This is a genomic window from Allorhizocola rhizosphaerae (assembly GCF_003426775.1).
GTDB lineage: Bacteria > Actinomycetota > Actinomycetes > Mycobacteriales > Micromonosporaceae > Allorhizocola > Allorhizocola rhizosphaerae.
The window spans coordinates 1-24,754 of the sequence record NZ_QJUG01000010.1 but is presented as its reverse complement, the minus strand read 5'-3'; the positions used below and the strand labels follow the sequence as shown (position 1 = coordinate 24,754).

Below are 24,754 nucleotides of genomic sequence, written 5' to 3'. Positions count from 1 at the left end.
TCGACCGCGCCTACGACATCATCACGCGCGACATCGACCTGGCGGGCATGCGGCACACACCCTCCTATGTGCTCGGTGACACGGCCGCGGCCAAGTTCGGCCAGCCTCCGCGTGGCGTGCCGGACATGGACGGCTACGCCGTCGGCCTGCACATCGTCGACGCCCCACCTGGCCGCTTCGGGCCTGACAGCTGCGGCGAGCACGGCACTGCCGAGCCGGCAGATCCTCGCCAACGCCAAAGTCCGCCGTAGGATCTGTAACGCTGACGGCCGTGCCGGCTCTGAAATAGAGTGAGCAATCGTTTGAAGTGGTTTGTTGGCAGTCGGGTTGACGGTCGCGCGGCGGCCGTGACCGCCGTGATCCGGATTTTCGTCGGTCTGGCGTTCGCCTTCTTCGGGGCGGTGAAGTTCGTGATCACTGAGTTCGAGGTGACCGAGTTCGTCAAATTCGGGTTCCCCGACTCGCCCGTGATCGTCTATCTGGTGGGCCTGCTGGAGTTCTGCGCCGGGCTGATGCTGATGCTCGGCCTCGGCGCCCGCCTGGCCGCACTGGGTTTGACCATCGTGATGGCCGGTGCGATCCTGACGGCCGGCCTGACCGTCGGCGGCCCGTTCCATCTCGGTGTGGCTCCGGTGCTGCTGATGTTGAACCTCTATCTGCTCTGGGCCGGTTCCGGCTCGCTCGCGATCGACGGGCGGCTGGCCGCGACAGAGGGCTCGCGCCCGGAACGGCTTGCGGCATAGCCGTGCCCACGCCGACGCGGACCGCGCTAGACGCGCCGCGCGAGGAGCACCCGGCCTACGATCCTGACCTCAGCGAGGCCGACCACGGCAACGGCCGTCTGCCAGAAGCGCTGCGCCGCCGGCCCGGCGCCGTCCGCAGCAGGCACCCGGGCGTGAGCTTCGCGGCATTGGGAGCGGCAGCGGCCGAACTGATGGCCGACCAGCCGTGGAATGACCCGCATGGCCCCGGCAGTCCGCCGGCGGGCTGGTGCAGTACTCCCGAAGCACATCCATCTGAGTAGGCCGGTGTCAGACGCCCCTGGCTACGCAGGCCTTCTCGGTTGGTCACCATAGTCCTCGAGTGGCCCCGCCGATCAGGTCGGAATGCATGGAAGCGTTCATGCGGAACCGCCTTGCAGGTGATTGCTCGAGGGGTGCGGTGTGTGCATGGCTAAGCCGCCATCGCTGTGGTTCCCTCGCCACGCCCGTGGTCAATACGCCCAACCACCATCAGCGTCGCTCCGATCGGCCGGGAACCGCGTGCGTCCCGAACGCATAGGCCGTCCGAGAACTGCCCGCTGCACCGACGCCTCGACCGCTGCGTCCGTGGTAATCAGCTCACGTGAGCCGGCTCCAATCGCCGTCAGCGGATGCAACGCCAAGAGCTTCAACAGAATCTCATAGGTGCAGTCCGCACCCGTGTCGTGCCGGTAGGCCCTGAACGTGGCGCCGGCCGCCAGCGCATCACCGAGTTCCGTGGGACTGACAAGGCAACGTTTGTCGAGGTCGTACAGGTTCCCGTCGGGCTCCTCGCGAAAGAGGCGACGCCCACCGGCCGGCCGTGCAGGATGCGTGCCGTCGCGACGCATGGGCTTGGCTCCCTTAGGTCGATGTCTTGCCGGAAGTCGCCGAGCCTGGCCCGCGCGCGGCGAAATCCTCCAGCGCCTTCGACAGCGTCCTCATCTCCGATCTCAGCGCGTCGATCTGCTCGGATATGCCGCTGTGGGATTCTGAACCGCCACCCGTACCCTCGTCAGGGCCCGAATCATCGAGCTCCTGGAGCTGACGGGACAGCCGCCGCACCTCGTCTCTCATGTCGGCAACCCGCTTATCGCGGTCCTTCTGGTTGTCGAGCGCACGCCGCGCAGCTTGCCGCAGCTCGCGGTCAAGGTCGGATACCCGGTCCAGGAGACTGTCCACGAACTCCTTCGTATCGTCGGCGACGTCGCCCAGGTAACTGCTGATGCCACTGCGGCGAGACATGAAAATCATCCTCCTGCGTCTTTGTGTTTGCGCACTGTTCGGTGCAGTGTCACTGCGTCGACTCACACCCGATATCGGCCCATAACCCAATGGCTTGAGTCATTGCAGTTGTTAAGGTGGCTACGGTGTTAAGTCGCCGAGCCGTTCATCTGTTACCTTGCATCTTGCGTCGGTGATGCAGGATCAGCGCGACGAGTCCCAACCCTGCCGCCAAGGGAAGCACGGGCGCCATCGCCCCTGGAACGCTGGGCGGGGCTCGGCTTATCTGGATCGACAGGTCGCGATTGGCGACATCGCGCACGATGCTGCGCAGTTGCTCGGGTGCGCTGTGCGCTATGGCGATCGCCTCGAGAACGTCTGAGGCGGCCTTGGTATGCGAAATCGTTTCGCCGACGAGATGGCACATGATGTCACAGATGTCCTCGCGGAGCACCTCCGTCACGGTCAGTTCGGGGGCGATGCAGCGAATCGACCCTTCCAGGGTGGAAAAGGACCTTGCCAGTAAGGAGATCATGGGACTCGTCTTGATACCCCGGCGGGCGGAGCATTTCATCACCGAGGTGAGGGTGACACCGAAGTTTAGTTGATCAAGCGACGCGTCGGTCAGCTTGGGTACCAGGGCGGCTATGTCGCCGCAGAATCCGGCGATGTCGGCCCATGGTGTGGCTCGTCCCAGCTCCAGCCAGGCACGTGCCGCTCCGCTGCCGTCGTTGCCCGCGACATGCATCAGGATGCGGAGGGCGTCGCGGCTGGTGGGCCGGTCCACCCTGCCAACCAGACCCCAGTCGATGAGCGTGGCTTGCTCGCCTTTCTGCACGAAGATGTTGCCCGGATGAGGATCCGCGTGGAACATGCGCTCGAGGTAGTACCCGTGGTACATGAATCGGAGCAGATCCCGGCCGATCGCCAACCGCTGATCGTCCGGGAGGCCGCCCTTGCCGACATCTCGAATGGAACACCCCGGCGCCTGGCTTTGCACCAGTACCTTCGGCGTGGCGAGGTAGACCTGTGGCACGCTGATCGATTCGAACCGCTCCGCAAGCCGTCGGCCCTGCTCCATGTTGGCGGCTTCCACGGTGAAGTCCAGCTCCGCCTCCATCGCCTCGAACACCACATTCAGCATGGCCTCGATATCGATGACGGCGTTGAACCGGGGGGCACATCTGCGCACCACTCGTGCTCCGCGGCGAAACAAGCGCATGTCCGCGAGCACCATCTCCCGGATATCGGGCCGTTGGAGCTTCAGCACGCCGTGTTGCCCATTGGCAAGGACGACTCGGTAGACCTGTGCCAGCGACGCCGATCCCAGGGGTTCGGCGGTGTGCACCTCACGAAACATCCGGCGCCAGCCCTGACCCAGCTCTGCCTCCAATTGTGGTTCGAATATCGAGAAAGGCGCCACACCGACCTCGTCGTGAAGCTTTTCGAACTCCTTTCTCATGTGCAATGGCACGAAGTCGGATCGTGTGGACATAATTTGCCCGACCTTGACCCAGAAGGGGCCGAGCCGTTCCAGGGCCATGCGCGCTGCCTCGGCCCGTCGAGCCGCCGCGCCGGCTCCTGCGGCCCGGCCGCCAAGAGCCGATGCGGTGTGGCCGGCCTCATCGGCGAGTAGGGAGGTGAACACCCTCGTCACCGTGATCAAGCGACCGCGCGTCATGTCTGCGCTCCTTCGGATGCGGTCGTGTGGAACACCTTGGGCCGTACGGGTAACCGAATAATGGCCTCGGTCACTTCCGACGCAGGAGCGTCAGAGCCGGGGTGGTTCACGCCATCCATGTCATTTCCGTTCGCTGAACCCGTAGCGTGTGCCGCATCGTGTCTCATACGGATCTGCCGCCTGAGACATACTTTGGCTGCGCGCCACCGGCACCGGCCCGTCAATCGACCGTGCCCCCTCAAGGCGACCATCCGATGGCCCGCCCGAGCAAGTACCGCAATGGGCTTGGATGTTAAATTTTCCACCTGTGTCCACTCCACCGACGAAGACCGATTGTGTGGAGGGGCGGACCGCCCTAGACCACCCATCTCCTCAAATGCTGGCCAATCATGAAAATGGCCTGAGCCGCTGTCTCGATCGGTCGCATATGGGTGTAACCATGGTCCGCCGACTCAAACCGGTGGTGTGTGACGGTCACTCCTTCTGCCGCGAGACGTGCGGCCAGACGGTCCATCTCCGTGTGCAGGATGTCCAGTCCACCCGTGGTGATCAGTGTCGGTGGAAACTCGGTAAGCCGGTCGTACCGCGCGGGCGAAGCCAGCGGTTCGACCAACCGCATCCGGTCGGTGAAATATGCGCTCCGCATCAACCGCAGCATCCACGGTCTGATGTAGGAACTGCGCTTTAGGCTGCACCAGAACTCGTCGGTCAACGCCACATCGCACAAGGCGTATTCAACAGTGAGAGCCAGAGGAACGAATGCGGCCGCGTCTATTGCTTGCTGCACCGCATTAAGCGCCAACTTACCACCCGCGCTCCCTCCGCCAACCGACAAGTGATCGCCGTCCCATCCACATAAGGCGCCGTTACCGTGCAACCACTGAACCACGTCGTGTATCTGCTGCTCCGCCACGGGAAAGGACGCTTGCGGCGCTGTGCGATAACCGGGCAGGACCACGCAGCAGCCGACTTCCGAGGCCAGATAGCGGCCCACATTGGCTTCGAGCTCGGGATACCGCCCGATGAACGCGCCGCCGGCGATTTGCACGTGTACCGGTGGCAATCGGCCCTGGCGCGACCACTCGGTCACGAGGTCAGGCGGCGGCCGGAGAATCAACGATTTGATCGGACCATGCCGTGTAGGCACCAGAATGGTCTCCGGCTCGGCAATCGGCCTGGTGGCAAACTCCATCGCAGGCGACGAGAGAAACAGGCGCACCAGCCAAGGGAACGCCAACTGAAATCCATATGCAGACAACCAAATGACCGGGCCCGGCGTCACCGATCATCTCCTCTCTCCCGCCCAGCTGGTTTGCAAGTGGCGGCCGACGTCGCGCCAACGACCGCGGCGCTCGCAGCGATCGTCTGTCTGGCACGGACTCGGCGCCTATGACAATGTGGTCCGAGGATTCTGCTCGGCTGTGTCTGCGCGTCATGACTCCGCTCCTGCTGCCGTCAGCCGTCGAGTGCGTCGCCGGCGACTGCGCCGCCGCTGTAGCCCACGCAGTTCCAGAGGAAATGGGGGTGTGCGCAGCCGAACATGTAGGCAAGGAGGGCCGTGTCCTCCTTCCAGGTCGGAGGGGCGTTCAGTGCGTGGAAGAGTTCCGTTCCCACGGCACCGGCATCGTTTTGGACCTCGGGCGCGCCTTTGCCTCCGGCCAGGCACGCTTCGACTCCTGCTACGTAGGTGCGGCTGAGAATCTCCCAGGTCGTCTCGTGGTCACCATGCCATTCGCCATGAATCGCCTCGAATGCCGCAAGCTCCCGCTCGAAGAGAGGCCAGACGTCGGGTGCGTGCGCGCGGCACTGCTCCGAGAGCCGGCGGGCCTGCCGGCACAGACTGTTCGCACGGATCTGAGGCCCGAATTTCAGGGTGACGCCGCCGGAGAGGAGCCCGGCACCGCTATTCGGCTCGATACCGCAGAGCGGGCAGTCACGAACCGGACGCAGCTCGTCGATAATGCCGTCGAACCACAGTGCGTGGCGGCCGGTGAGAGCCATCCAGACGATGGTGGTATCCATCAGCCAGGTGTTCCACAGGACACTATGCGCTTCGGGCATACACCCATATTTGACGAGTGCGATGGCGCACGCGGCGTACATGGCCTTGTCGTGCGTGGACATGGAGCTGAGCCAGAAGTTGCTGATCTCGCCCGTGACGGCGTCCGCTCGGGTGTCGGTCATGTCGTCCAGCACACGGCACAGGATCAGCGAGGCGAGATTTGCCTCCTGCCACAGCTCGTCATCAGGCGGCACGTGCCAGAACAGGCAGTCGAGGATCTGTAATAGCGCATAAGTCTGCTTGTCGAATGGATTGGCCTGCGGGAGCGTGACGAAACCGGAGGCGTGATGAGCGAGCCAGTATTCATCCACGCTGCGCTTGAATGTGGAGAAGAGTCCGCTCACCAGTGCACGAGAGCCGTTCGAAGAAGCCTGGCGTGTCGACTCTTCTCCGACCTTTTGGTGGAGACTTTCGATATCGATGGACTTCGCAACGCGCTTGTACTCCTGGAAGACGAGAATGTCGTCCTCGTACCGGTATCGGAGGCCGATATCTTGGTCGGAATCGTTCATCTTCCTGGTCCATACCCATCCGCCGCACAGGACGCTGTCGAGTTCCTGCCTGTAAGGCCATGTCTTGACCGTGAGCGGTGCACCACTGCTCTTCCGCCAGTCGTAATCTTCGAGACGGCGCTGGCGTGGAGTTGGCAGATGCGTGCAAAGACGGCATGCACAGCCAGCGGGCGCTTCCATCCCTGCACGCCCGGCCTCGGCTCGCTCGCGCCAGGCTGATTCCAGCAACTCGCATGCGAGTCTGCACATCAGCGCGTCGGTGGACGTGTTCGGGAAGACGCGCTGGATCGAGGCCAGGTGCCTGTCCAGATCATGCAGGCGGGCCTGCCCTTGCTCGTCCGGAGGCATGAGCGCTCTGGCGGGATAGTTCAGGACGCCTCTGAAGAAAATCGACTCCCGAAGCGGTGAACCGGTCCCGTCGCTCGCAGCGGTCAGGCGAGCGTTACCGGCCTTTTCACGTTCCAGGTACCTTCGGCTGCAAGGACGAACGTTCGTCCGGATCAGTTCAGCGAATGTGGAAACGGTGTCATTCATGTCCTTGCCTTTCCGCGGGAGTTCTGGTGCTGCCACAAGTCCGCGCAGATCATCCAGGCACAGTAGTGTCGACCACATGCGCTTGTGGCGGCGCATGCCGCACCGATGACGGCGAGAGGTGTCGAGCACGTTGGCCAGGTTGTTCGGCCGCCCGGAAATCGTCGATGCGACGCTGGATACGGGATCGATATCTGGAATCTCGATGACCCGCTGGTCATGGCATAGCCTCTTGTGTTCTTGCGTCTGAGGGAGTTGATGCTTTGGGTTGTCCGGCTCGGGGGGGCAAACCGGGTTTCCCGGTGATCTTCAATGCCTCCTCTCTGAGCGTCTCGACGATGCGGAATTCGGGCACAGCGGCGACAGTCTTGCCTTTAACAAAGGTCTGGCCTTCGCCAGGTCCGTTGACGACGCATCCCGCGACGGCGACGGGCAGAGGGTGAGGAACCTTCGACAAGGCTGCAATGTTGCCCGGGTTGACGCGGACGGCCGCTCACCCGGCGTCGATGGCGGCAAACACATAGCGGGGACAGAAAGTGGATGTCGGGGATCACGGAGGCATATCGCTCGGCTAACGCCTGAGTCATGATGTGCGGTTGCACAAGCCGAGCCCATCGTGTTGTTTCGCATCTGCGGCCAATAGGTGTGCGGATGCCGTGGAACGGGCCTCTCGATCACCGGCAGGACCCTTCCCCTCACCGCGCTCTTGCGGTCAGGTCGATCGCGAGCTCGCGGAGCGCTGCTGAAGCCTCCGGACAGATCGGCATCGACTCCAGGACCTTCAGCGCCCGGGCTGTCCGCGCAGCGATCATCTGCTCGACGACCCGACGGGCGCCGGAGTGCTCCATCATCTGGCGCAGCTCGGTGACGCCGTCAGCATCCAGTCCGGACCGGCCGAAAAGAGCCAGAAACCGCCTCCGCTGCGGTGCGCTGGACCGGGCCAGCGTGTGCGCAGCCAATACGGTCGACTTGCCCTCTCGTAGGTCGTCCACAGTGGACTTTCCGATGACGGCCGGATCGCCGAAGACCCCCAGGAGATCGTCCTGCAGCTGAAACGCCTCACCCAACGGCAGGGCAAACGCGGAATATGCCTCCAGCAGCTGCGGCCCGGCTCCGGCCAGAGCTCCACCGAGCTGCAACGGGCCCTGCACGGTGTACCTTGCCGTCTTGTACCTGATGACGTTCAGAGCCGCTGAGACCGATAGGGGTCCTCGCGACTGTTCGAGGAGATCCAGGTATTGTCCGGCAATCACCTCGTCGCGCATCAGGTGATAGATCGGCAGTCCGGCAGAGAGGGTTTCCGCGTCGAACCCCGATCCATGCAGCTGTTCGTCGGCCCACATCGTGCACAGGTCTCCGGCGAGAACTGCGGTGGACATACCGAATCTGACGCTGGAGCCACGCCATCCCCGATCGGTATGCAGCCGCTCGAACCGCCGGTGCAGTGTCGGCCTGCCCCGGCGGGAGTCGCTGCAGTCCATGACATCGTCCTGGATCAGGGCGAAGGCATGAAAAAGCTCCAGGGCCGCGGCGACGGCGACAATTTCCCGGCAATCGGCGCCCCCTGCGCCCCGCCAGCCCCAATAGCACAACCGTGGCCGCAACCGCTTTCCAGCGCCCAAAACGAATTCTTTGACCAATGCGAGCATCACGTCGAGCTCAGCCAGATCGCCGTCAGCAGTCTTCGCGGCCAAAAACTCGGCGAGGACAAGATCGACCTGTTCCGGCACTGACAGCCCGATGCCCTCTCGCAACGCAATTCCGTCCACGACAACCTCCGCATCGCCGGCAGTGCAAGGAGAATCGCATCCCTCGTGCGCCTGGACAAGGCGTCTTTCCACACGACGGAACACACCCTCCATGGCCAATACCCGACTTTTCTACTGGTTCGTTACCTGCACCGACTCTGCGAAACTCGGCATACACGACCTCACGGAGTCGTCACCATCCCAACGCGACAAGCCTGCTCGCGCGGGTGCGAACATGACCTGTGTCCTCCTCCTTCCCGCGGAGATACTGCATGCCGCGACACATCGCCACATGCGATTCGGCCGGCTCCGCGGGCCACGAACGCTTTCCCGGCATCCATGAGGCGAGGACCTAATCCCTATGCCGCCATGCTCTCAGGGATGTGTGGTGTGTCATCGCCGATGTTGACACCCGCTGCTTCGGCGATCTTCGAGGCTTCTTCGACGAGGGTTTCGACGATCTGTGATTCGGGTACTGTCTTGATCACGCGACCTTTGACGAAGATTTGCCCTTTGCCATTGCCGGACGCGACACCGAGGTCGGCCTCGCGTGCCTCCCCTGGCCCATTCACCACACAGCCCATGACCGCTACGCGCAGCGGCACGGGGAATCCTTCAAGCGCAGCGGTAACCTGCTCGGTCAGGGCGTAGACATCCACCTGTGCCCGGCCGCAGGAGGGGCAGGACACGATTTCCAGGCTACGTTCCTTGAGCCCCAACGACTCGAGGATGGCGTTTCCGACCTTGACTTCCTCGACCGGTGGCGCAGATAGGGAGACGCGGATCGTGTCGCCGATCCCCTCGGCCAGTAACGCCCCAAACGCGACGGCGGACTTGATCGTGCCTTGGAAGGCGGGGCCCGCCTCCGTCACCCCGAGGTGGAGCGGGTAGTCGCACTGTTGCGCCAGCAGACGGTACGCCCGAATCATGACCACGGGGTCGTGATGCTTGACCGAGATTTTGATGTCGCGGAAACCGTGCTCCTCGAAAAGTGAGCATTCCCACAACGCCGACTCGACGAGAGCCTCCGCCGAGGGCTTGCCGTACTTGTCGAGAATCCGCCTGTCCAGCGAGCCCGCGTTGACACCGATGCGGATCGGGACTTTCGCCGCAGTCGCCGCCTGAGCGATCTCCTTAATCTTGTCGTCGAATCGCTTGATGTTGCCCGGATTCACCCGGACCGCGGCACAGCCTGCGTCGATTGCGGCGAAGACGTACTTGGGCTGGAAATGGATGTCGGCGATTACCGGGATCGGCGACTTGCGCGCGATCGCGTGCAGTGCCGACACGTCGTCCTGCGACGGCACGGCGACGCGCACGATCTGGCAGCCTGAGGTGGCTAGCTCGGCGATCTGCTGCAGTGTTGAATTCACATCGGCGGTCAAGGTGGTCGTCATTGACTGCAGGGAGATGGGTGCCCCGCCGCCAACCGGTATCCGGCCCACCTGGATTTGACGGCTGTGACGGCGTTTCGACAAAGCGGGTGGCGGGACGGTGGGCGGTCCCAATTGGACGATCGTCATTTCAGGCTCCGGTGACACAGGTCCATGACAGACTCCGCGATTCCGGCCGCGGTCAGACCGTATTCGGCCAGAAGGTCAGATCGGGAGCCATGGCTGATGAACCGCCTTGGCAAGCCCAAGGTGCGCATCGGCATATGAAGGCCGTTGTCGTGCATGGTTCGCGTGATCGCGTCGCCGACGCCGCCGTCACGAATACCGTCCTCAACCACCACCACGGCTCGATGCTTTCTGGCCAAAGATAGCAGCGCTGGCGCGACGGGCACGACCCATTCCGGATCGACTACCGTAACTTGCAGCCTGTCCAGGTGTCGTTGAGCCTCCACGCAGGCCGCGGCCATCCCACCAACCGCCACGATCAACACATCACCGGTGACGTCTCCATGGAGGATGGAGACTCCGGGCAGGTACCGTAGGTTAGGCAACTCGTCTGGGATGGTGCCCTTGGGGAAACGGATGAGGGTCGGCCCGTTGAACGTGATCGCCTCGGCGAGCTGCTCACGTAGGCGTCGCGCATCGCGGGGGGCGGCGATGCGCAGGCCAGGCACCTTGGCAAACAGGGCTAGATCCCACATGCCGTGGTGGCTCGGGCCGTCGTCGCCGGTGATACCGGCCCGGTCGAGCACGAAGGTGACCGGCGCCTGATGCAGAGCGACGTCCATGAGCACCTGGTCAAACGCGCGGTTGAGAAACGTAGAGTAGATCGCGACGACCGGGTGCATCCCAGCGTAGGCGAATCCAGCAGCGCAGGCGGCGGCGTGTTGTTCGGCCATACCGACGTCCACGACGCGGTCGGGGAACCGGTCGGCGAAAGCGGCCAGTCCTACCGGACGCAGCATCGCGGCGGTCAGGCAGACCAGCTGCTGATTCGTTGCGCCGAGGCCCACTAGGGCGGAGGAGAACACATCTGTCCAACTTGTAGCGGCAGGAGCGCTGGGCGCCCCCTGTGAGCTGACACCGTGCATGCAGTCAGCGGTGTCCCGTTCAGCCGGGTGGTAACCCTTGCCTTTGACGGTGAGGCAGTGCACGACCGTCGGTATGGCGCAAGCCCGCGCGCGGCGCAGCGCAGACTCGACGGCGCCCACGTCGTGACCGTCAACGGGTCCGATGTAGCCCAGGCCGAGACTGGTGAAGATATTGCCGTCGGCGCGGGCGAAGGCGTCGAGCCGGCGCCGTCGCCCGGCCAAATCGCCCAGGTGGGCGGCGAAACCGCCGATGGTCGGCGCGTAGGAGCGGCCGTTGTCATTGAGCACCACGACGAGGCGGCGGGGTACTCGGTCGGAGATGTTGTTCAATCCTTCCCAGGCCAGGCCGCCGGTCATAGCGCCGTCGCCGATCACGGCCACGACTGGCCGTAGATCGCCACGCAGACTGCGGGCTCGGGCGATGCCGTCGGCGTAGGCCAGCGCGGTGGAGGCGTGCGAGTTCTCCACGACGTCGTGGATCGACTCGGCCCGGCTGGGATAGCCCGACAGTCCTCCGGCCTGGCGCAGCCGCCTGAATTCGCCCGCCCGGCCGGTAAGCATCTTGTGGGGATATGCCTGATGGCCGGTGTCGAATATGATGGGCTCGTCAGGTGAGTCGAACACGCGGTGCAGCGCGATACACAACTCCACCGTGCCCAGGTTGGGGCCCAGATGCCCGCCGGTGCGGGTCACCTGCTCCACCAACTCAGCGCGGATGTCCGCGGCCAGCTCCTGCAGCGCGTCATGGGACAGCTCTCGCAACTCGGCAGGCCCGTCGAGCGCGGACAGTACATTCAGCGTGTCGATCATCGGCGTCCCGCCTCCTCTACTAGAACGAAATTTGCCCAACCTGCCCTGGATGAAGTTCCGGTGCGATCGACGATCCAATCGGGGTGACGTTCAAGCTCTCCGCAAGGTCCACATTGGCGACTCGATGGTCTGGCGCCCATGATCCAATACGTTCCAGTACCGCACTTGTGGTCATATTCATGGTCCCATTGACAGATTCGGCGGTGAACAAGCCACCGGTTTGCGGCATCGTCCTGCTGCCGTCCAACGAGCACTGCGTCGTCCACTGCCGGCGAGGATCAAGTGCCGACCGGCCGACAGCGCACTGATCCGGTCTCCGTGCCGATCGCTGAATCGATTAGATCCGACAATCACGATACGAACCAAGGACACCATCGGCTCGATGTGTTAAACGTGCTGCATCGGTTAATCCTTGCTGCGAAGCCAACTTCTCAACCAAGCAGGCGCCCGCATCGGGTGGCGATCCGCCGGAGAACGAGAACGGCGCGCATTGGCGATCACGTTATGGCGGGCCGAGTCACCGATTAACAGCCGGCCACTGTTTATCGCCCTTGCGGGCGCTTTTGCTGGGAGGAACGAACGCCAGGCGGCACTCTGAGTGCATAGGAGCCACATGCTCACATGTCGATGCCGAAGGGCACGGATCCGATCCCGCAGGGGCACGATCGCGCCCGGCCTTCCGGAACGCCGGATCGCGCCCGGTCGCCGAGGCGATCGGCCTGCAGCTGAGGCTTCGAGAAGGGCTCACTATAGTCAGGGGAAACGAAATGACGACGAAGGAAAGGCAGCGACGGCGGGATCTCCTGAGTGCACAGGACCGCATTTTCTGGCGCCTAGAGACGGTGACGTCGGTCTACCCGTGGATAACGCTGGTCGTCATACTTGACGGCAAGGTCGACTGGGAGCGGCTGATCGCGTGGCACGCGGAGGCAGCGGAGCTCTTGCCACGTCTGAAGTCGCGAGTGACTCACCGCCGTCCCGCATTCCTTGCGCCGTACTGGCGAGAGGACCCGCTCTTCGATCCGAGCCAGCACCTTCGTCACATCGCCCTGCCTGGGCCCGGCACCGAGCGGGAACTACTCGACACGGTCGAAAAGATAGGGCAAACACCTCTGGTCGACCACCGCCCTCCTTGGGAGGCGTATGTTATCGAGGGTCTGGAGAACGGCCGGTCAGCTTACCTCCTGAAGGTTTCGCACAGCATCGCCGACGGCCTGCGGCTACGGCGGCTGCTGGCGCGCGAGATGACCACCGTGCACCCTCACGCCGGCGGCGGCGGGCCCATGAAACAGCATGATGGGCGCAAACGCCGGCAGTGGGATGCCGCCAGTGCGGCACGGCGCGCGCGGGCGGTGCTCTCCTTCGTCACACAGTTTGCTCAGGATGCCGCCGACCGCCCCAAACTGCCGAAGGGGACCTCCGACGGCATCAAGCGCCACTACGTGACCATGCAGGTTCCGCTGGAGAAGCTCAAAGCTGCTGCAGGGAGCGTCGGCGGCACGGTTCAGGATGGACTGATGGCTGCCATCGCAGAAGGCTTCCACCGTTACAACGTCGCCCACGGAACCCATCGTCCAACCATGCGCGTGCTCTGCCCCTTCGGTCGTCCACCTGAAAGTCAGGCCGACGACCCGGCACCGTCCGGCAACCACTGGTTCTTGGTGCGCTTCAGGCTCCCGGGCATCGTCAGCGATCCCCTCGAGCGGATAAAGGCGATACGGTCCGCGGTCAGAACGGTATACCGTCGCGATGCATTCGATTGGATGCGGTTTCTGTCACGCTGTGGCGCGCTAGTGCCAAGCTCAGTACTGGACCGCGGCTTCCGCGATTTCTGTGCGTCGCACGACTTCGTGCTGACCTACATCCCTGGCCCGAACCGCCCGGCTGACATCGCCGGAGTACCCGCCGTGCGCGCGTACGGAATCGCGCCCACCAACGGCAACGTCATGACGGCAACGACCGTTTCGTATGGCGGGACCTGCTATGTCATGATGAATATCGATCCGGCACAGGTCGACGACCCCGAGCTGCTGGGTCGATACTGCCAGGAAGGCATGCAGCAGATACTGGCAGCAACCCCTAGCGGCTCCTCTGAGCACCAGCGTCAGTCAGCCGACGCCAGCCGAGTGACGACGGTCAAGGCGGCCCCCCGCAAGTGAAGGCGGGCAACCAACGATCCGATCGCCATCGGTTCGGCGCGACAACGGCCAGTCAACAGGGCTCGCCACAGGCCTACAGGAAGGCACGTCCCGCCGGCCGGTGCGCTGTTGGTGGACACGATGACTTCCCCGCCGGCGGACACTATGACGATGGCTACGGAAGGTGATCGCCGTATCTCCCAACCGCTGGCCAAAGTTGCTGGCACGAGGCAGTCGCTATCGGCGCTAGGTCCATGGAGCCGTGTGGTAGGACCCACTGACCCCGAACTGGATGAGGAAGCGGTCGTCTAGCCCTGAGAGCAGCGCATCAGTGTCGATCTGCCTGCGGGCAAGCCAATACGGCGAATTGCCGCTGCCACCGAATGCCGCAGACAGCTCAGGCGCCGGTGAACTGTGGAGCGATCGGCAGTGGGACGGAACCTCGGCTTGGTTGTCGACCCAGAGTATGGACAAGTCCCACAGCTGACCGCGGTACCACAGATCCTCTCGGCCTTGATTGGTGCCCAAAGGCCGATCCAGGCTGTAGCCGGGGGACGGGCATGGCAGCAGCAATCCTTCCGGCGTCTTGCCGTGATTGCGGTAGTAATGCTGGACGTTTTCCAGTGGACGATCCGGTGCACCGCCTGCATTCTTGGCGGCCGCGTCGATCTGCCCAAGGAGTGTGAGCAAGTCTCCGTTGGTGCTAAATGCGGCGGTGACACTCCGGTCACAACCTAGCCGGTATACATCCGGCTGACCCCGCTCACCATGCCCGCCTACCACGCACCAGTCCGCAAGCCCAGCCGCCACAGGTTTGAGACCCGGCACCGTTGCAGCGATCTTGGTGATCTTCTCGTCGGCATAAAGAGCAGCGCTACCACGCGCAGCCGCGGCCTCAGCGCTGTTCGCCAGGTCGGCAACCTCCTGCCGAGTGGGCGCCGGACGGTCTGGGGTTGTGGAATATGCGCAGCCTGCAGCAATCAGAGCCCCTGACAGTGCGAGCGGCCACCAACGATCCATAAGGGAGTCGCGCATAGGCACCACAGTAGGAAGGGGTCACCAGACAGTTCATCCGCGTTGATACTCAAACATCCCTGAGTAATCCGCACAGCGGTCGGAGGCGGCGCGGCAGAAAGGTCGTGGTGCCTCTGGTGTTAGCCACAGAGAGTGATGAGGTGTCCGCCTCTGGGGAGCCAAACGGTCCGCCGTCGGGGACCCTGCATCCGCCTCTGGGGAAGTCCTGACGTGCGCTGACAGTGCGCCCCAGGAGACGGTGTGCAAACATGTCTTTTGCCGGGTTTTGTTGTGACTGTGGTGGAGGCAACGCCGTACCGCGGATTGTGACGCCGCCGAATGGTTCGCCCGGCCGAGCAGCCTACGGTGACGTCGCAGCCACAACCATCGTATGGATCATCTAACCCCGCCGGTGGACTGCGGGAGGGGACGTGCTGCCGGATCGACTGTCTGCCTGACCTTCGTTTACGTGCCTCGACCGCACCAACGCCACCATCCCGAAGGGAGCCCACCCGTTGAGGTGGGCGCGGGCAGCACAACATGCGACCGCCGCGGCAGCCGAGCGCGAAGCGATACTGGGGATCCGTTGCCGTCAGAAACACCGTCGCTTCCTTACATTCCAATCCGGACCGGCTGCCCCCACCCGCCCGATGAGCCACGTTGCTAGCGGATGCTTGCGCACCGCCGCAAGGCGGTCTCGGCATCCACTCTCGCACGCTGCCGTTCACCGACAGCCGCATTGGTGGGCAAGGGAAGCGGATGTGCGACCTCCCGACGCGAGCGGCCGATGTGGATCCCGCCACTTGCCATACCCCGGCCGTGCGCATGATGACGGGACGAAGGAACGGAACGCGCCGACTTGGCGCAACTTGATACTCAGCAGTCGGGAAGTTCGCGCGGTTTGGCACAACGGCTAGGTTTCTGCAGGCGTTACTCTGGCAACAGACCACATATTCGCAAATCATAACGCAATCATGCGGCTGGCGGACAGCGGTGGCTCGCCGGTCCCGGTCCGAACGATCAGTTCGTTCCCATGGCCTCTGTGTCCGAGCCAACGCCCTGCGCCTTGACCCGGCTGACACAGGCGGTGAGTGTCGCTGCGGACAAAACCATGCCGTGTGGACATCAAACGTCAATGACCATTGTGGACAGCTCAACAGAACAGGAAGAGCCGTAATGATCCGCCGCGTTCCGAACAACAGGTTGCGGCTCCTGCTGGCCGAAGCCCGATGGAGTGGCGCTGAACTGGCACGAGAGGTCAATCGTCTCGCCGCTGAGAACCGTATCGTACTTCGCTACCATCGGGTCTCCGTGTCGCAATGGCTTTCCGGGGTACAACCCCGTGATCCCGTGCCGGAATTGATCGCGGAAGCCTTCACCCGGCGTCTGCACCGCGGCGTCACGCGGAACGCCGCGGGGTTCGGCCGTTCATCACCGCCGGACATTGCTCGCGGGACGGCGGAAGAGTTGATCAGCCAGCTGGTGGAGCTAAGCACGGCCGGGGTACGGCGATCGGCTCTCGACAAACTCGTGTACAGCTTGGAGGAACCGACACTGCCCGGCTGGACCGCGACCTGCACGCCGCAACCCTCCACGGCCGCCGAGCCCAGCATGCCGCGGGTGGGACGCTCGCAGGTTAAAGCGGCAAATGCCATGGGACAGCTGTTTGCCCGAGCCGATGCCGCCAACGGCGCCGGACCGGTGCGCCCCGCCCTGTCCGCCTACCTCGCCACCACGATCGCGCCGTGGCTGAACGCCAGCGGGGGCGCGCCGGTCAAATCGGACCTGTTCGCCAGCGCCGCCAAGCTGACGTATCTTTGCGGGTTCGCCTGCTTTGACGAGGAGCTGCACGGTGCGGCGCAGCACTTCTACCGCACCGCGGCGCATCTGGCCATACTGGCGGCTGATTTCTCCACCTATGCGATCACACTGCGCGCGATGAGCGCGCAGGCACGCCTGCTCGGGCACGATCGAAAGGCACTGCGGCTAGCGCAGGATGCCGTCATGGTACCGGCCATCACCTGCCCGAAGACGCGCGCCTTCCTCGAAGGGCAACTGGCCGTGACGCACGCGGCGAACCGCCACAGGGATCAGGCAATCATGCACCTGCAGAAGGCCGAACGGCACCTGAGCAACGATCCGGGCACGGCGGTCGTGGTCGGTGGCTATGACGAGGCCGAATTGGCGTATCACAGGGCCGTCGTCCTCGCCCTGTTGGGCGATCGAAAGGGAGCGATCGAATCCCTCCAGCGCTCCATTCGCCTGCATCCACCCAGCGAGCGGCGCTCGAAACTCCTCTGCCTCGCCAGGCTGGCCGAACTCCAACTGGCCTACAGCCAGGTAGACAAAGCGGTCGCCACCTGGCATTGCTTCCTCGACGAATACCCCGGGATGGACTCCGGACGAGTTCGCAGCGCCCTGGCCATCATGCGCGAGCGCACCCGCCCGTTCGCCCATAGCGTCAGGTTCGCCAATCTGCTCCGCCGTGCCGAACTCCTGGCAAGTCAATTGAACGACCTGAACTAGAGCGCCACATCCCCGTCGCAGCCGGCCGCACGAGGTCGACGACTCCAGTGCGTGGCACATGACCGCGTGTGGCAAATCGAAAGCTTGAGCTTTACCCCAGGAGGTGGACACCGGTTTTTCATGCGGCCAAGGCCAGCGTAGTGGTTGAGGTAGTGCGTTGTTCGGAGGCCGCTGCGCTCAGGTAGCCAAGGGTGGAGTGCCGGCGATTTCCCTTGCTTTCGTCGCGATACTGGCAGTTGGTTGGCGATTCGGTGAGGGACGGTGCGGTAGCCAAGCACGACTTTGCCTGGTGCGCGCTCGGGCGCGGCTGATCCGCGACATCGAGCCCGCCGACGCAGGAGACGGGAAGACCGGCTCCTGACACGGTCGGGCATGCTGTCGGATTCAAGCCTCTGCGCCCCTGACGCGATCTTCGGCGGGATAGATTATCGGTGCACTAATTGACTTCGGCGGTGGCACCTGCTGGTGCATTCTCCAATGTGGACTGGTCACTCATGGCGAACCTCGATGAGCAGGTGAGATCGTTTCGGCGGCGCATCGATCGGACCGTCCGGTCGCAACCGGCGGATCTTCTCACCGATGGGTGGCTGGACGAGGCCGCGAAGCTGGTGCGCCTGGTCGACTCCGCGGAACCAGTCGGCACGGCGGCCGCGGCACGGGCAGACCTGCTGGTCGCGCTGGGGTGGTTGCACTGGGAACGCTACGGTGCCGGCCCGGCCGCCAAGGCCGACGACCTTCTCGCGGCCTTGCCACTGTTTGGCGTGGTGGCTCAGTTCGACCCACGCCAGGTCCCTCCGGACATCCGTGAGTCGTCGATCGAAGCACATGAGCAGATGGGGCACGTCGAGCTGGAGCCCGGCCTGATCCCGGGGCTGTGGGACGGGACGGCCGCCGAGCTCATCGAGGACGTGATCGTCAGTCAGGAGCATGAGCGCCTTGATGCCGCCGTTTACCTGCTGGAACGGGCGATCGCCTGCAGCACACCGGCAAACCAGGACCTGTCCCGCTACCGGTTCAACCTCGCCACGGCCTTGCACAACCAGGCCCTGTTCACCCGCGACGAGGCCGCGATGTGGCGAGCCCTGGAGGCGGCCGACGCCGCGCTGAAGCCGGCCGATGGTGACGAGCCGTTTCCGTGGCTGCACAAGCCCGACGATCGCCCGGCGACCCGGCTGGCGACCCGTGCCAACATCGCCAGAGATCTTTACCACCTGACGGACGATGTGAAGCTGCTGGAGTCGGCCGTATGGGACTACCGCACGGCGTTGCGCAACGTGCCCCACGATCATGTGGACTACGCCGGATGGCGGCTGCACTACGCCGACACGCTGCGCACCTGGTATGCCGTCACCCACGACAACTCGGCCGCCGACATGGCATTGGCGCAAGCCGCGTCCGTAAGGCACGAGCGTGCCCGCGATGGCCTTTCGACGTGGCCCATCGATACGATCCTGCGGTCTGTGATCTCGGGTCGGTTCGCCGACGCGGACCCGGGCGTGTTGGCCGATGTGCCGCAACGCCACGACGAGCCAGAGATCGTGTTGCCTTGGCGCGCAGGGGTCGGCGAGGATGACGCGTGGCCGTTGCAGAGTGTGGCGGCGTTCGAGGCCACCGGCGATCCGGCGTACCTGCGGCTGTCCGACGATCGCGCCCGGCAGATTCGCGAGGCCGTGTCCGACGCGTTGGCGCGAGGCGAGTATTCGCCGGAGGTGCTCGCTTGTGGATGGCTGCACTGGTACCGATTCCTGTGTGAGCCGGCGTCACCGCAGGGGCGGGCGAGCCTGGCTGACGCGACCGAGTTGCTGGCTCCGTTGGCGGCCGAATGGCCGCCCGGCGTTCCCGAGGCGCTGCGGCACGCGCTGGATGAAGCGGTCAGCATCACTCGGTTTGGTGTGCCACTGGAGACCGCGGCGGTAGCCTACGAGCTGCAGCGGCCTGAAACCGCACATCTGAAACCGGGACTTGCCGATTTCCTCCTGCAGCTCGATCTCGGCCGGTTGCCGGCTTCCGCGGCGGCGATCGTCACCGGATATCGCGGCATCGCCTATGACCAGACGTTTCACATGTCAGGCGATCGTCAGGCACTACCTCGGGCGCGAGGATGTCTGGAGCAGGCGCTCGGTGAGCGGATGCCGGAGCCGGTGCGCGGGGTGTTCCTGGAGGCGTATGCCGGTGTGATCGCCGACTACGCCATGCTCGGTGACGATGTCACGATGTGGGATCAGGCGATCGCCGTGTCCCGGCAAGCCGTCGACGCGGCCGCCACACCGGATTCGCCGCTCCCGCCGCGCTGGCACGCGCTGGGACGGCTGCTGTTGCAGCGCTATCTGGCCACGGACGACCTGGCCTTCGCGGCCCAGGCGTTCGACGTCGTGCAGCACAGCGTGGACATCGCCGACGATGACAGCGATCGGGACGCCGGCATGCGGCTACTCGTGGAGGCACACACCACGGTCGGGTTCCACGCCGACACGCCAGAAGGATTGGCTCAGGTGGTCGAGTTCGGCTCTCAACGGCTCAGGCAGGTGCCGTCGAGCAGTGCGCAACACCTTTCGCTGTGCGGCATGGTGGGCTCCGCGATGGCCACGCTGAGCATCGAAGGCGCCGAGGTGGATCCGGACGAGGCCATTGGGCTGCTTGCCTTGGCCGCCGACGGCATCCCCGAGCGTCACCTCGACGCCGCTTACACCTTCCCCTTCCAGCTCGCCAGCCTGTTGGCCAACCGGTTCGACCGCGCCCGCCGGCCCGCCGATGCACACCGGGCGATCGTGGCGTATGCGGAGGTGGCGACCGGTTGCCAGCTCCCTGAGGCCCAGGCCGTGGCGTTGACCCGTCTCGGGATGTTGCTGCGCAAGCGTTCCGACACGGCCGCGTTGCTCGACGCCGCCGTCTCCTTCCTGCGGCACGCCTGCGATCTGGCGCGGGAAGAGGGACTCCACCCGCTTGCGGCCGAGCAGTTGGCCTTGGCGCTGGTCGATCGCTTTCACCGCGACCATCACCGCGGTGACCTCGACGACGCCGTGCCGCTGCTGCGCGTCAGCGCGCAAGGGCTCGAGTCGGTCGCGGCCGCGCGTCGCCTGGCGGAGGTGCTGCTGATGCGTTATCGGATCAGCGGCTCGGCCGACGATCTGGCTGAGCTGGACGCCGCCGCCACCGCATGGGCCGATCACGGTGACCAGGCCGATCCAGACCTGCAGGCCTTGCGGGCCTACCAGGTAGCGGCCCACGAGCTGCAACGGCCGTTGACGTTGGCGCCGCCTGCCATGGCCGGCAGGGACCAGGCACAGGCATCATTGTTTGGCGCCTACGAGTCGCTGGTGGCCCAGCTGCGCCGAGGCGGCCTGGATGTCGAGCAGGCCAGGGCGCAGATGCCGCCGCTTCCCGATGACGCGGCCGGCGAGGGCTTCCTGTCCGCGGCGTTGGCGCAGCTGGACAATGCCGATCTGATAGGGGCGGACGAGTCGTTGATACGCCGGGTGCTTCTGCATGCCGCCGTCCGCGAGTTCGGCCTGGAATCGGCCAACGCCGCCGGCAAGGCGCGCGTTCACGTCGCGCTTCTCGAAGGCCTGCAACAGGCGGACGTGCCCGACCCGGAACTGTTCGAGCTTGGCTATCAGGCCGGTCTGTGGGCCATCGCCTACGCCGACGGCCGCGGCGACCACGCCTCGGCCGGCGTCGCCCATCTGCGGACGGCATCGATGTTCTGCCAATTCGCCATGCTCGCCGGGGATCATCAATGGCTACGCCGCAGTGCCGCACTGGCGATCGATCTGCGGCGATTTCAGCAATGGGCGGTGCTCACCGGCGACGGTGCCGCTCCCACGATCAACGAGCCCATCCCCTATCGCACGGCCACCGAGGCGCTGCGTGCCGCCCTCCACCATGCCCGGCAGGCCACAGCGTTGTGTGCCGGGTGGGAGCGGGTTCAGGCCCATCGCCGCCTGGCACTCATCCTCATTCAGCTACGCGATGTGGGCGATCGGATCGAGGAATCGGAGCTGCATCATGCCACCCGGGTCGCCCTGAGCCACGTCGGCGACCAACACCTGCTGTACCAAGCGGAATTGATCCGAGGCCTGCCCGCAGCGGAGCGGGCCACCGCCGCCCAGGCCATCGCCGACAAGCTGATGCGGCCGCAGGCGGAGGTGTTCGACCAGGATTTCAAGGACGCGCTGGCGTACACGGCGTTCTATACCGCGCAGGCGCTCCTCGACCCGGATCCGCGAGCCGGGTGGCAGTTGGTCACGACCATGCGCCGGCGTATCCAGCAGGACGTGCGCGCCGGTGTCATGCCGCTGCTCAGACTCCAGTGCGCCTTGGCTTCTCGCCTGCTCGCCCCGGACTGGCAGCCACCCGATGATGCCGTGGTCACCGCGGAGACAGCCGCTCAACAGTGGCAGCTCGTCCACGATCTGACCGTCGGGTCGGCCCCGGCTCGGCTCGGTCATCTCCTGGCGTTCGCCACATGGGCCGCCGTGGTCGGCGCGGACGCCGATGTCTCGTTGAGCCGGCTGGCCATCGACGGGCTGGAGGAGATCGGCCGGCTCTCCGCTGCGGAAGACGCCGAAGGGTCGCTGTCGGCCGAGCTGCCCACGATGAAGCTGTACCTGCGGACGCATCTGCGGATGCGACTGGCCGCCGAGCTCGACCCCGCCGCACAGGTGCCTATCATCGCCGAGATAGCACAACACTTCTGGGACCTCGGCGCGCGCGGGCAGGCATTGGACACGGTCGGGTATCTGAGTGCCATCGCCTCGCACATCGACAGCGAGGACGTCCCCATGGTGCTCGTCCACCTGGGGACCATCGCCAGGTTCGTTCCGGCCGGTGTCGACCAAAGGGTTTTCCAAACCGTGTACGCCCGCATCCTAGGCGCCGGGCTCACCACCGGCATCAACTCGGTGGATCTCGATCTGCTCGTCGGCCAGGCCAACGGGGCGCGGCTGGGCGAGCTGCTGCTTGCCGGGCCTCCGGCATTGCCGCATCTGGACCACAGCGGCCATGACATGCTCGCCGACATCCACCGTGCCGAAGCACACGTGCCAGATCCGGCCGAGACGGTCACCGACGACGACACCGCCGAGTGGATCACGGTGGCCTGGGCGGACGAGGTGCAGCGCCGCCCGGGCGACTCCGCGACGGGGCGGCTGTTGAACATGCAGCGGCGCTTCGACCGGCAGCTGTTCGCCCAAACCTTCGCCGACCGGCTTCCGCTGCCGTTCACGATGCTGAAGTTCCAGCTTTACCAACGTGCCCTGGACGAGCGCACGGTCCTGCTCATCCAAACCCACATGCTCACCGGTGAACATAAGCCCGGTCTGGCCCACCTCATCATCACCGCCGACGGCATCACCGTGATGTATGGGTGGCATCCGATCGCCACCGGAGACATCCGCATGGTCGGCGACCTCAGCTACACCATGCCGGAATTGGGGATACCCGTCGCCGACGTGCGCCGGGCGCTGCGGTCCGACCCGGGTGCCGCGGTCGTCAACGAAGACGCCGAAGACAACCTGGCCGACGGCATCGTGCGACTGCTGGTGGGCTCGGAAGGCGTGACAACCTTCGACGCCCTGCGCCAGGCCGGTAAAGACCGATTGCTGGTCGTACCCTACGGCCCGTTCCACTACTACCCGATGCACCTGATCGGTCCCGCCGGCCGGCCGGTGTTCCACGACTGGGACATGGCCTATCTGCCCCACGCGGACCTTCTCATTCGCGCGCCTGGCGAGCAGCGACCGCACACCGCGATGTCGAGCATCGGGCTCAGCTACACCGCGCCGGCGCACGCATGGCTTCCCGGCCTCGGTCAGGCGGTCGCCGAAGCACAGCAATGCGCCGCAGCGTTTGGCGCCACGGCTCTCATCGACGCCGAAGCCACCAAGAGCTCCGTGCTGCAGGCGTTGCGCACCAGCCGATACGTCCACATAGCCGCCCACGGCACGCACAACCCCGACGCGCCGGCATTTCAGACCCTGCACCTGGCACCGTCCCATCACGACGATGGCCGGCTGTTCATGCACGAGCTGCTCACCGAGACCTTCAGCAATGTCGAGCTGGTCACACTCAGCGCCTGCCAGACCGCGCTGGGCCGGGTCGACCGCGCCGGCAACGTCATCGGCATCCCCACCGCATTGTTGCTCGCGGGCGTCAGGACCATCGTGGCCACGATGTGGCCCGTCGCGGACGAGGTCGCCGCACACTTCTTTCCCACGCTCTACCATTACCTCGCCCGCCGAAACGACACCTGGGCGGCGTTTCGCGCCGCGCAGACAGACACCCGGCGCTGGTATCCGCAATACCGCGACTGGGGCGCGTTCATCCTGATAGGAGTACCAGACAATGGCCTCGATTGAGCTATCCGACGGCGCACCCATCGCGGTCCCGCTGCACCTGCGCACCGAACGCGGCCGACCCACGCCGCCGGCCGAGCTACGGGCCGACGGCCGCATCCTGATCGGCAAACCCCAAATCCGCCACCTCACGGCCGACAGCTTCCCCGACGACCGCGAACTGTCCGGCTTCATCGCGTCGGAGGCATCCCGTTGCGACTACTACCTGCTCGGGCTGTCGTGCACGCTGATCTCCGACGAGCAGGAGAGCCTGGCTCTGGCGTGGCTAAGGGTCAACCTCATCTCCACCGGCACCGGTGATGACGAGCCCGTCGCGCACTCGCTGGACCCGCTGCTGCTCGACGAGATCCGGACCCTGTCCTACTCGGTCAAGCTGACTGTGCCCTGCGTCATCACACCCGAGTTCGCCATACAGGGCGAACGGCGCACACACCAGGCTGCGGTCACCGCCCTTGGCGAAGGCCAATCGTCGTTCGCGTGGGAGTTCAGGGAGATCCCGGGTCGGCCTCCGCATGGTGTGCAACGGCTTCGTGCGGTCATCCGGATGCCCTCGTCCGGCACGGCCGAGGCGAGAATCGACGCCGGCGCCACCATCCGCCACCGCCGCCTCAACATGAACGCCTTCTCCTACTTCGCTCCGCCCAAGCAGTTGCCGGACGCCCTGACCATCGTCCTGCGGCGCCAGGGGGTCTAGCGCCACGCACAGGCCTCGGCTAACCATCGGTCACCGGCTAACCATCGGCCACGGGCTATCGGAGGATCCCGCGTCGGTATGCCTCGGCGACGGCGAGACTGTGTAACGAACGGTGTTTCCGGCACCGACACGCTGAGTGAGGACTCGGCGGGAAAGGTGCCGTGATGACCACCACCACGACGCTGCGTGAAGCCACACTGGATGTTGTGGCATCGAAGAAGCGACCTGTGTCCAGC

Annotated in this window: 15 protein-coding genes and 1 pseudogene; 7 read left to right on the top strand and 9 right to left on the bottom strand. The window is 64.9% G+C overall.

What is annotated here, in order from left to right; all coding sequences use genetic code 11:
- Nucleotides 1-47: 47 nt before the first annotated feature.
- The 3 genes and pseudogenes from DM816_RS03415 to DM816_RS03405 form a co-directional block, all read left to right on the top strand.
- Nucleotides 48-251: a hypothetical protein gene (locus DM816_RS03415; RefSeq protein WP_117208575.1), complete on the top strand. Its 204-nt coding sequence runs from the start codon at nucleotides 48-50 to the stop codon at nucleotides 249-251.
- A 51-nt stretch (nucleotides 252-302) separates the two neighbouring features.
- The gene (locus DM816_RS03410; protein ID WP_162907059.1) at nucleotides 303-743 is read left to right on the top strand and encodes a DoxX family protein; all 441 of its coding nucleotides are present in this window, start codon (nucleotides 303-305) and stop codon (nucleotides 741-743) included.
- A 29-nt stretch (nucleotides 744-772) separates the two neighbouring features.
- Nucleotides 773-985, top strand: a pseudogene (locus DM816_RS03405) (AAC(3) family N-acetyltransferase); the annotation flags it as partial.
- Between the two features lie 228 nt (nucleotides 986-1,213).
- Here the strand turns inward: DM816_RS03405 and DM816_RS03400 are convergent.
- The 8 genes from DM816_RS03400 to DM816_RS03360 all read right to left on the bottom strand — a co-directional run bounded on the left by DM816_RS03400 (nucleotide 1,214) and on the right by DM816_RS03360 (nucleotide 11,793).
- Nucleotides 1,214-1,591, bottom strand: coding sequence for a hypothetical protein (locus DM816_RS03400; protein WP_117208573.1), 378 nt, complete (start codon nucleotides 1,589-1,591; stop codon nucleotides 1,214-1,216).
- 13 nt (nucleotides 1,592-1,604) lie between these two features.
- Nucleotides 1,605-1,985, bottom strand: a complete 381-nt coding sequence (locus DM816_RS03395) for a hypothetical protein (protein ID WP_162907058.1) — start codon at nucleotides 1,983-1,985, stop codon at nucleotides 1,605-1,607.
- A 145-nt stretch (nucleotides 1,986-2,130) separates the two neighbouring features.
- A complete protein-coding gene (locus DM816_RS03390) occupies nucleotides 2,131-3,645 on the bottom strand; it encodes an ABC1 kinase family protein (protein WP_117208571.1) in 1,515 nt (504 codons plus the stop codon).
- A gap of 355 nt (nucleotides 3,646-4,000) precedes the next feature.
- Entirely contained in the window at nucleotides 4,001-4,927 is a 927-nt protein-coding gene (locus tag DM816_RS03385) for an alpha/beta hydrolase fold domain-containing protein (RefSeq protein WP_162907057.1), read from the bottom strand.
- A 173-nt stretch (nucleotides 4,928-5,100) separates the two neighbouring features.
- Nucleotides 5,101-6,882: a hypothetical protein gene (locus DM816_RS03380; protein ID WP_211588529.1), complete on the bottom strand. Its 1,782-nt coding sequence runs from the start codon at nucleotides 6,880-6,882 to the stop codon at nucleotides 5,101-5,103.
- 563 nt (nucleotides 6,883-7,445) lie between these two features.
- Nucleotides 7,446-8,519 carry a polyprenyl synthetase family protein gene (locus DM816_RS03370; RefSeq protein WP_425455210.1) on the bottom strand — a complete coding sequence of 358 codons (1,074 nt, stop codon included), beginning with the start codon at nucleotides 8,517-8,519 and terminating at the stop codon, nucleotides 7,446-7,448.
- A gap of 338 nt (nucleotides 8,520-8,857) precedes the next feature.
- Nucleotides 8,858-10,021: a flavodoxin-dependent (E)-4-hydroxy-3-methylbut-2-enyl-diphosphate synthase gene (ispG, locus tag DM816_RS03365; protein ID WP_117208568.1), complete on the bottom strand. Its 1,164-nt coding sequence runs from the start codon at nucleotides 10,019-10,021 to the stop codon at nucleotides 8,858-8,860.
- Entirely contained in the window at nucleotides 10,018-11,793 is a 1,776-nt protein-coding gene (locus DM816_RS03360; protein WP_117208567.1) for a 1-deoxy-D-xylulose-5-phosphate synthase, read from the bottom strand. The genes ispG and DM816_RS03360 overlap by 4 nt, the downstream gene beginning before the upstream one ends.
- 767 nt (nucleotides 11,794-12,560) lie before the next feature.
- On the opposite strand from DM816_RS03360, the gene DM816_RS03355 reads away from it, so the two are divergent.
- The gene (locus DM816_RS03355; RefSeq protein WP_117208566.1) at nucleotides 12,561-13,952 is read left to right on the top strand and encodes a wax ester/triacylglycerol synthase domain-containing protein; all 1,392 of its coding nucleotides are present in this window, start codon (nucleotides 12,561-12,563) and stop codon (nucleotides 13,950-13,952) included.
- 225 nt (nucleotides 13,953-14,177) lie between these two features.
- Here DM816_RS03355 and DM816_RS42115 read toward each other — a convergent pair whose 3' ends face one another.
- Nucleotides 14,178-14,966 (bottom strand): hypothetical protein, encoded by a 789-nt coding sequence (locus DM816_RS42115; protein WP_162907056.1) that lies wholly within the window; start codon nucleotides 14,964-14,966, stop codon nucleotides 14,178-14,180.
- Nucleotides 14,967-16,121: 1,155 nt separating this feature from the next.
- Between DM816_RS42115 and DM816_RS03345 the strand changes: the two genes are divergently transcribed.
- From DM816_RS03345 to DM816_RS03335, 3 genes are all read left to right on the top strand, one after another.
- Nucleotides 16,122-17,471 (top strand): tetratricopeptide repeat protein, encoded by a 1,350-nt coding sequence (locus DM816_RS03345; RefSeq protein ID WP_162907055.1) that lies wholly within the window; start codon nucleotides 16,122-16,124, stop codon nucleotides 17,469-17,471.
- A gap of 452 nt (nucleotides 17,472-17,923) precedes the next feature.
- On the top strand, nucleotides 17,924-23,827 hold the full coding sequence (locus DM816_RS03340) for a CHAT domain-containing protein (RefSeq protein ID WP_162907054.1): 5,904 nt from the start codon (nucleotides 17,924-17,926) through the stop codon (nucleotides 23,825-23,827).
- Nucleotides 23,814-24,518: a hypothetical protein gene (locus tag DM816_RS03335; RefSeq protein ID WP_117208562.1), complete on the top strand. Its 705-nt coding sequence runs from the start codon at nucleotides 23,814-23,816 to the stop codon at nucleotides 24,516-24,518. The genes DM816_RS03340 and DM816_RS03335 overlap by 14 nt, the downstream gene beginning before the upstream one ends.
- Nucleotides 24,519-24,754: the final 236 nt, after the last annotated feature.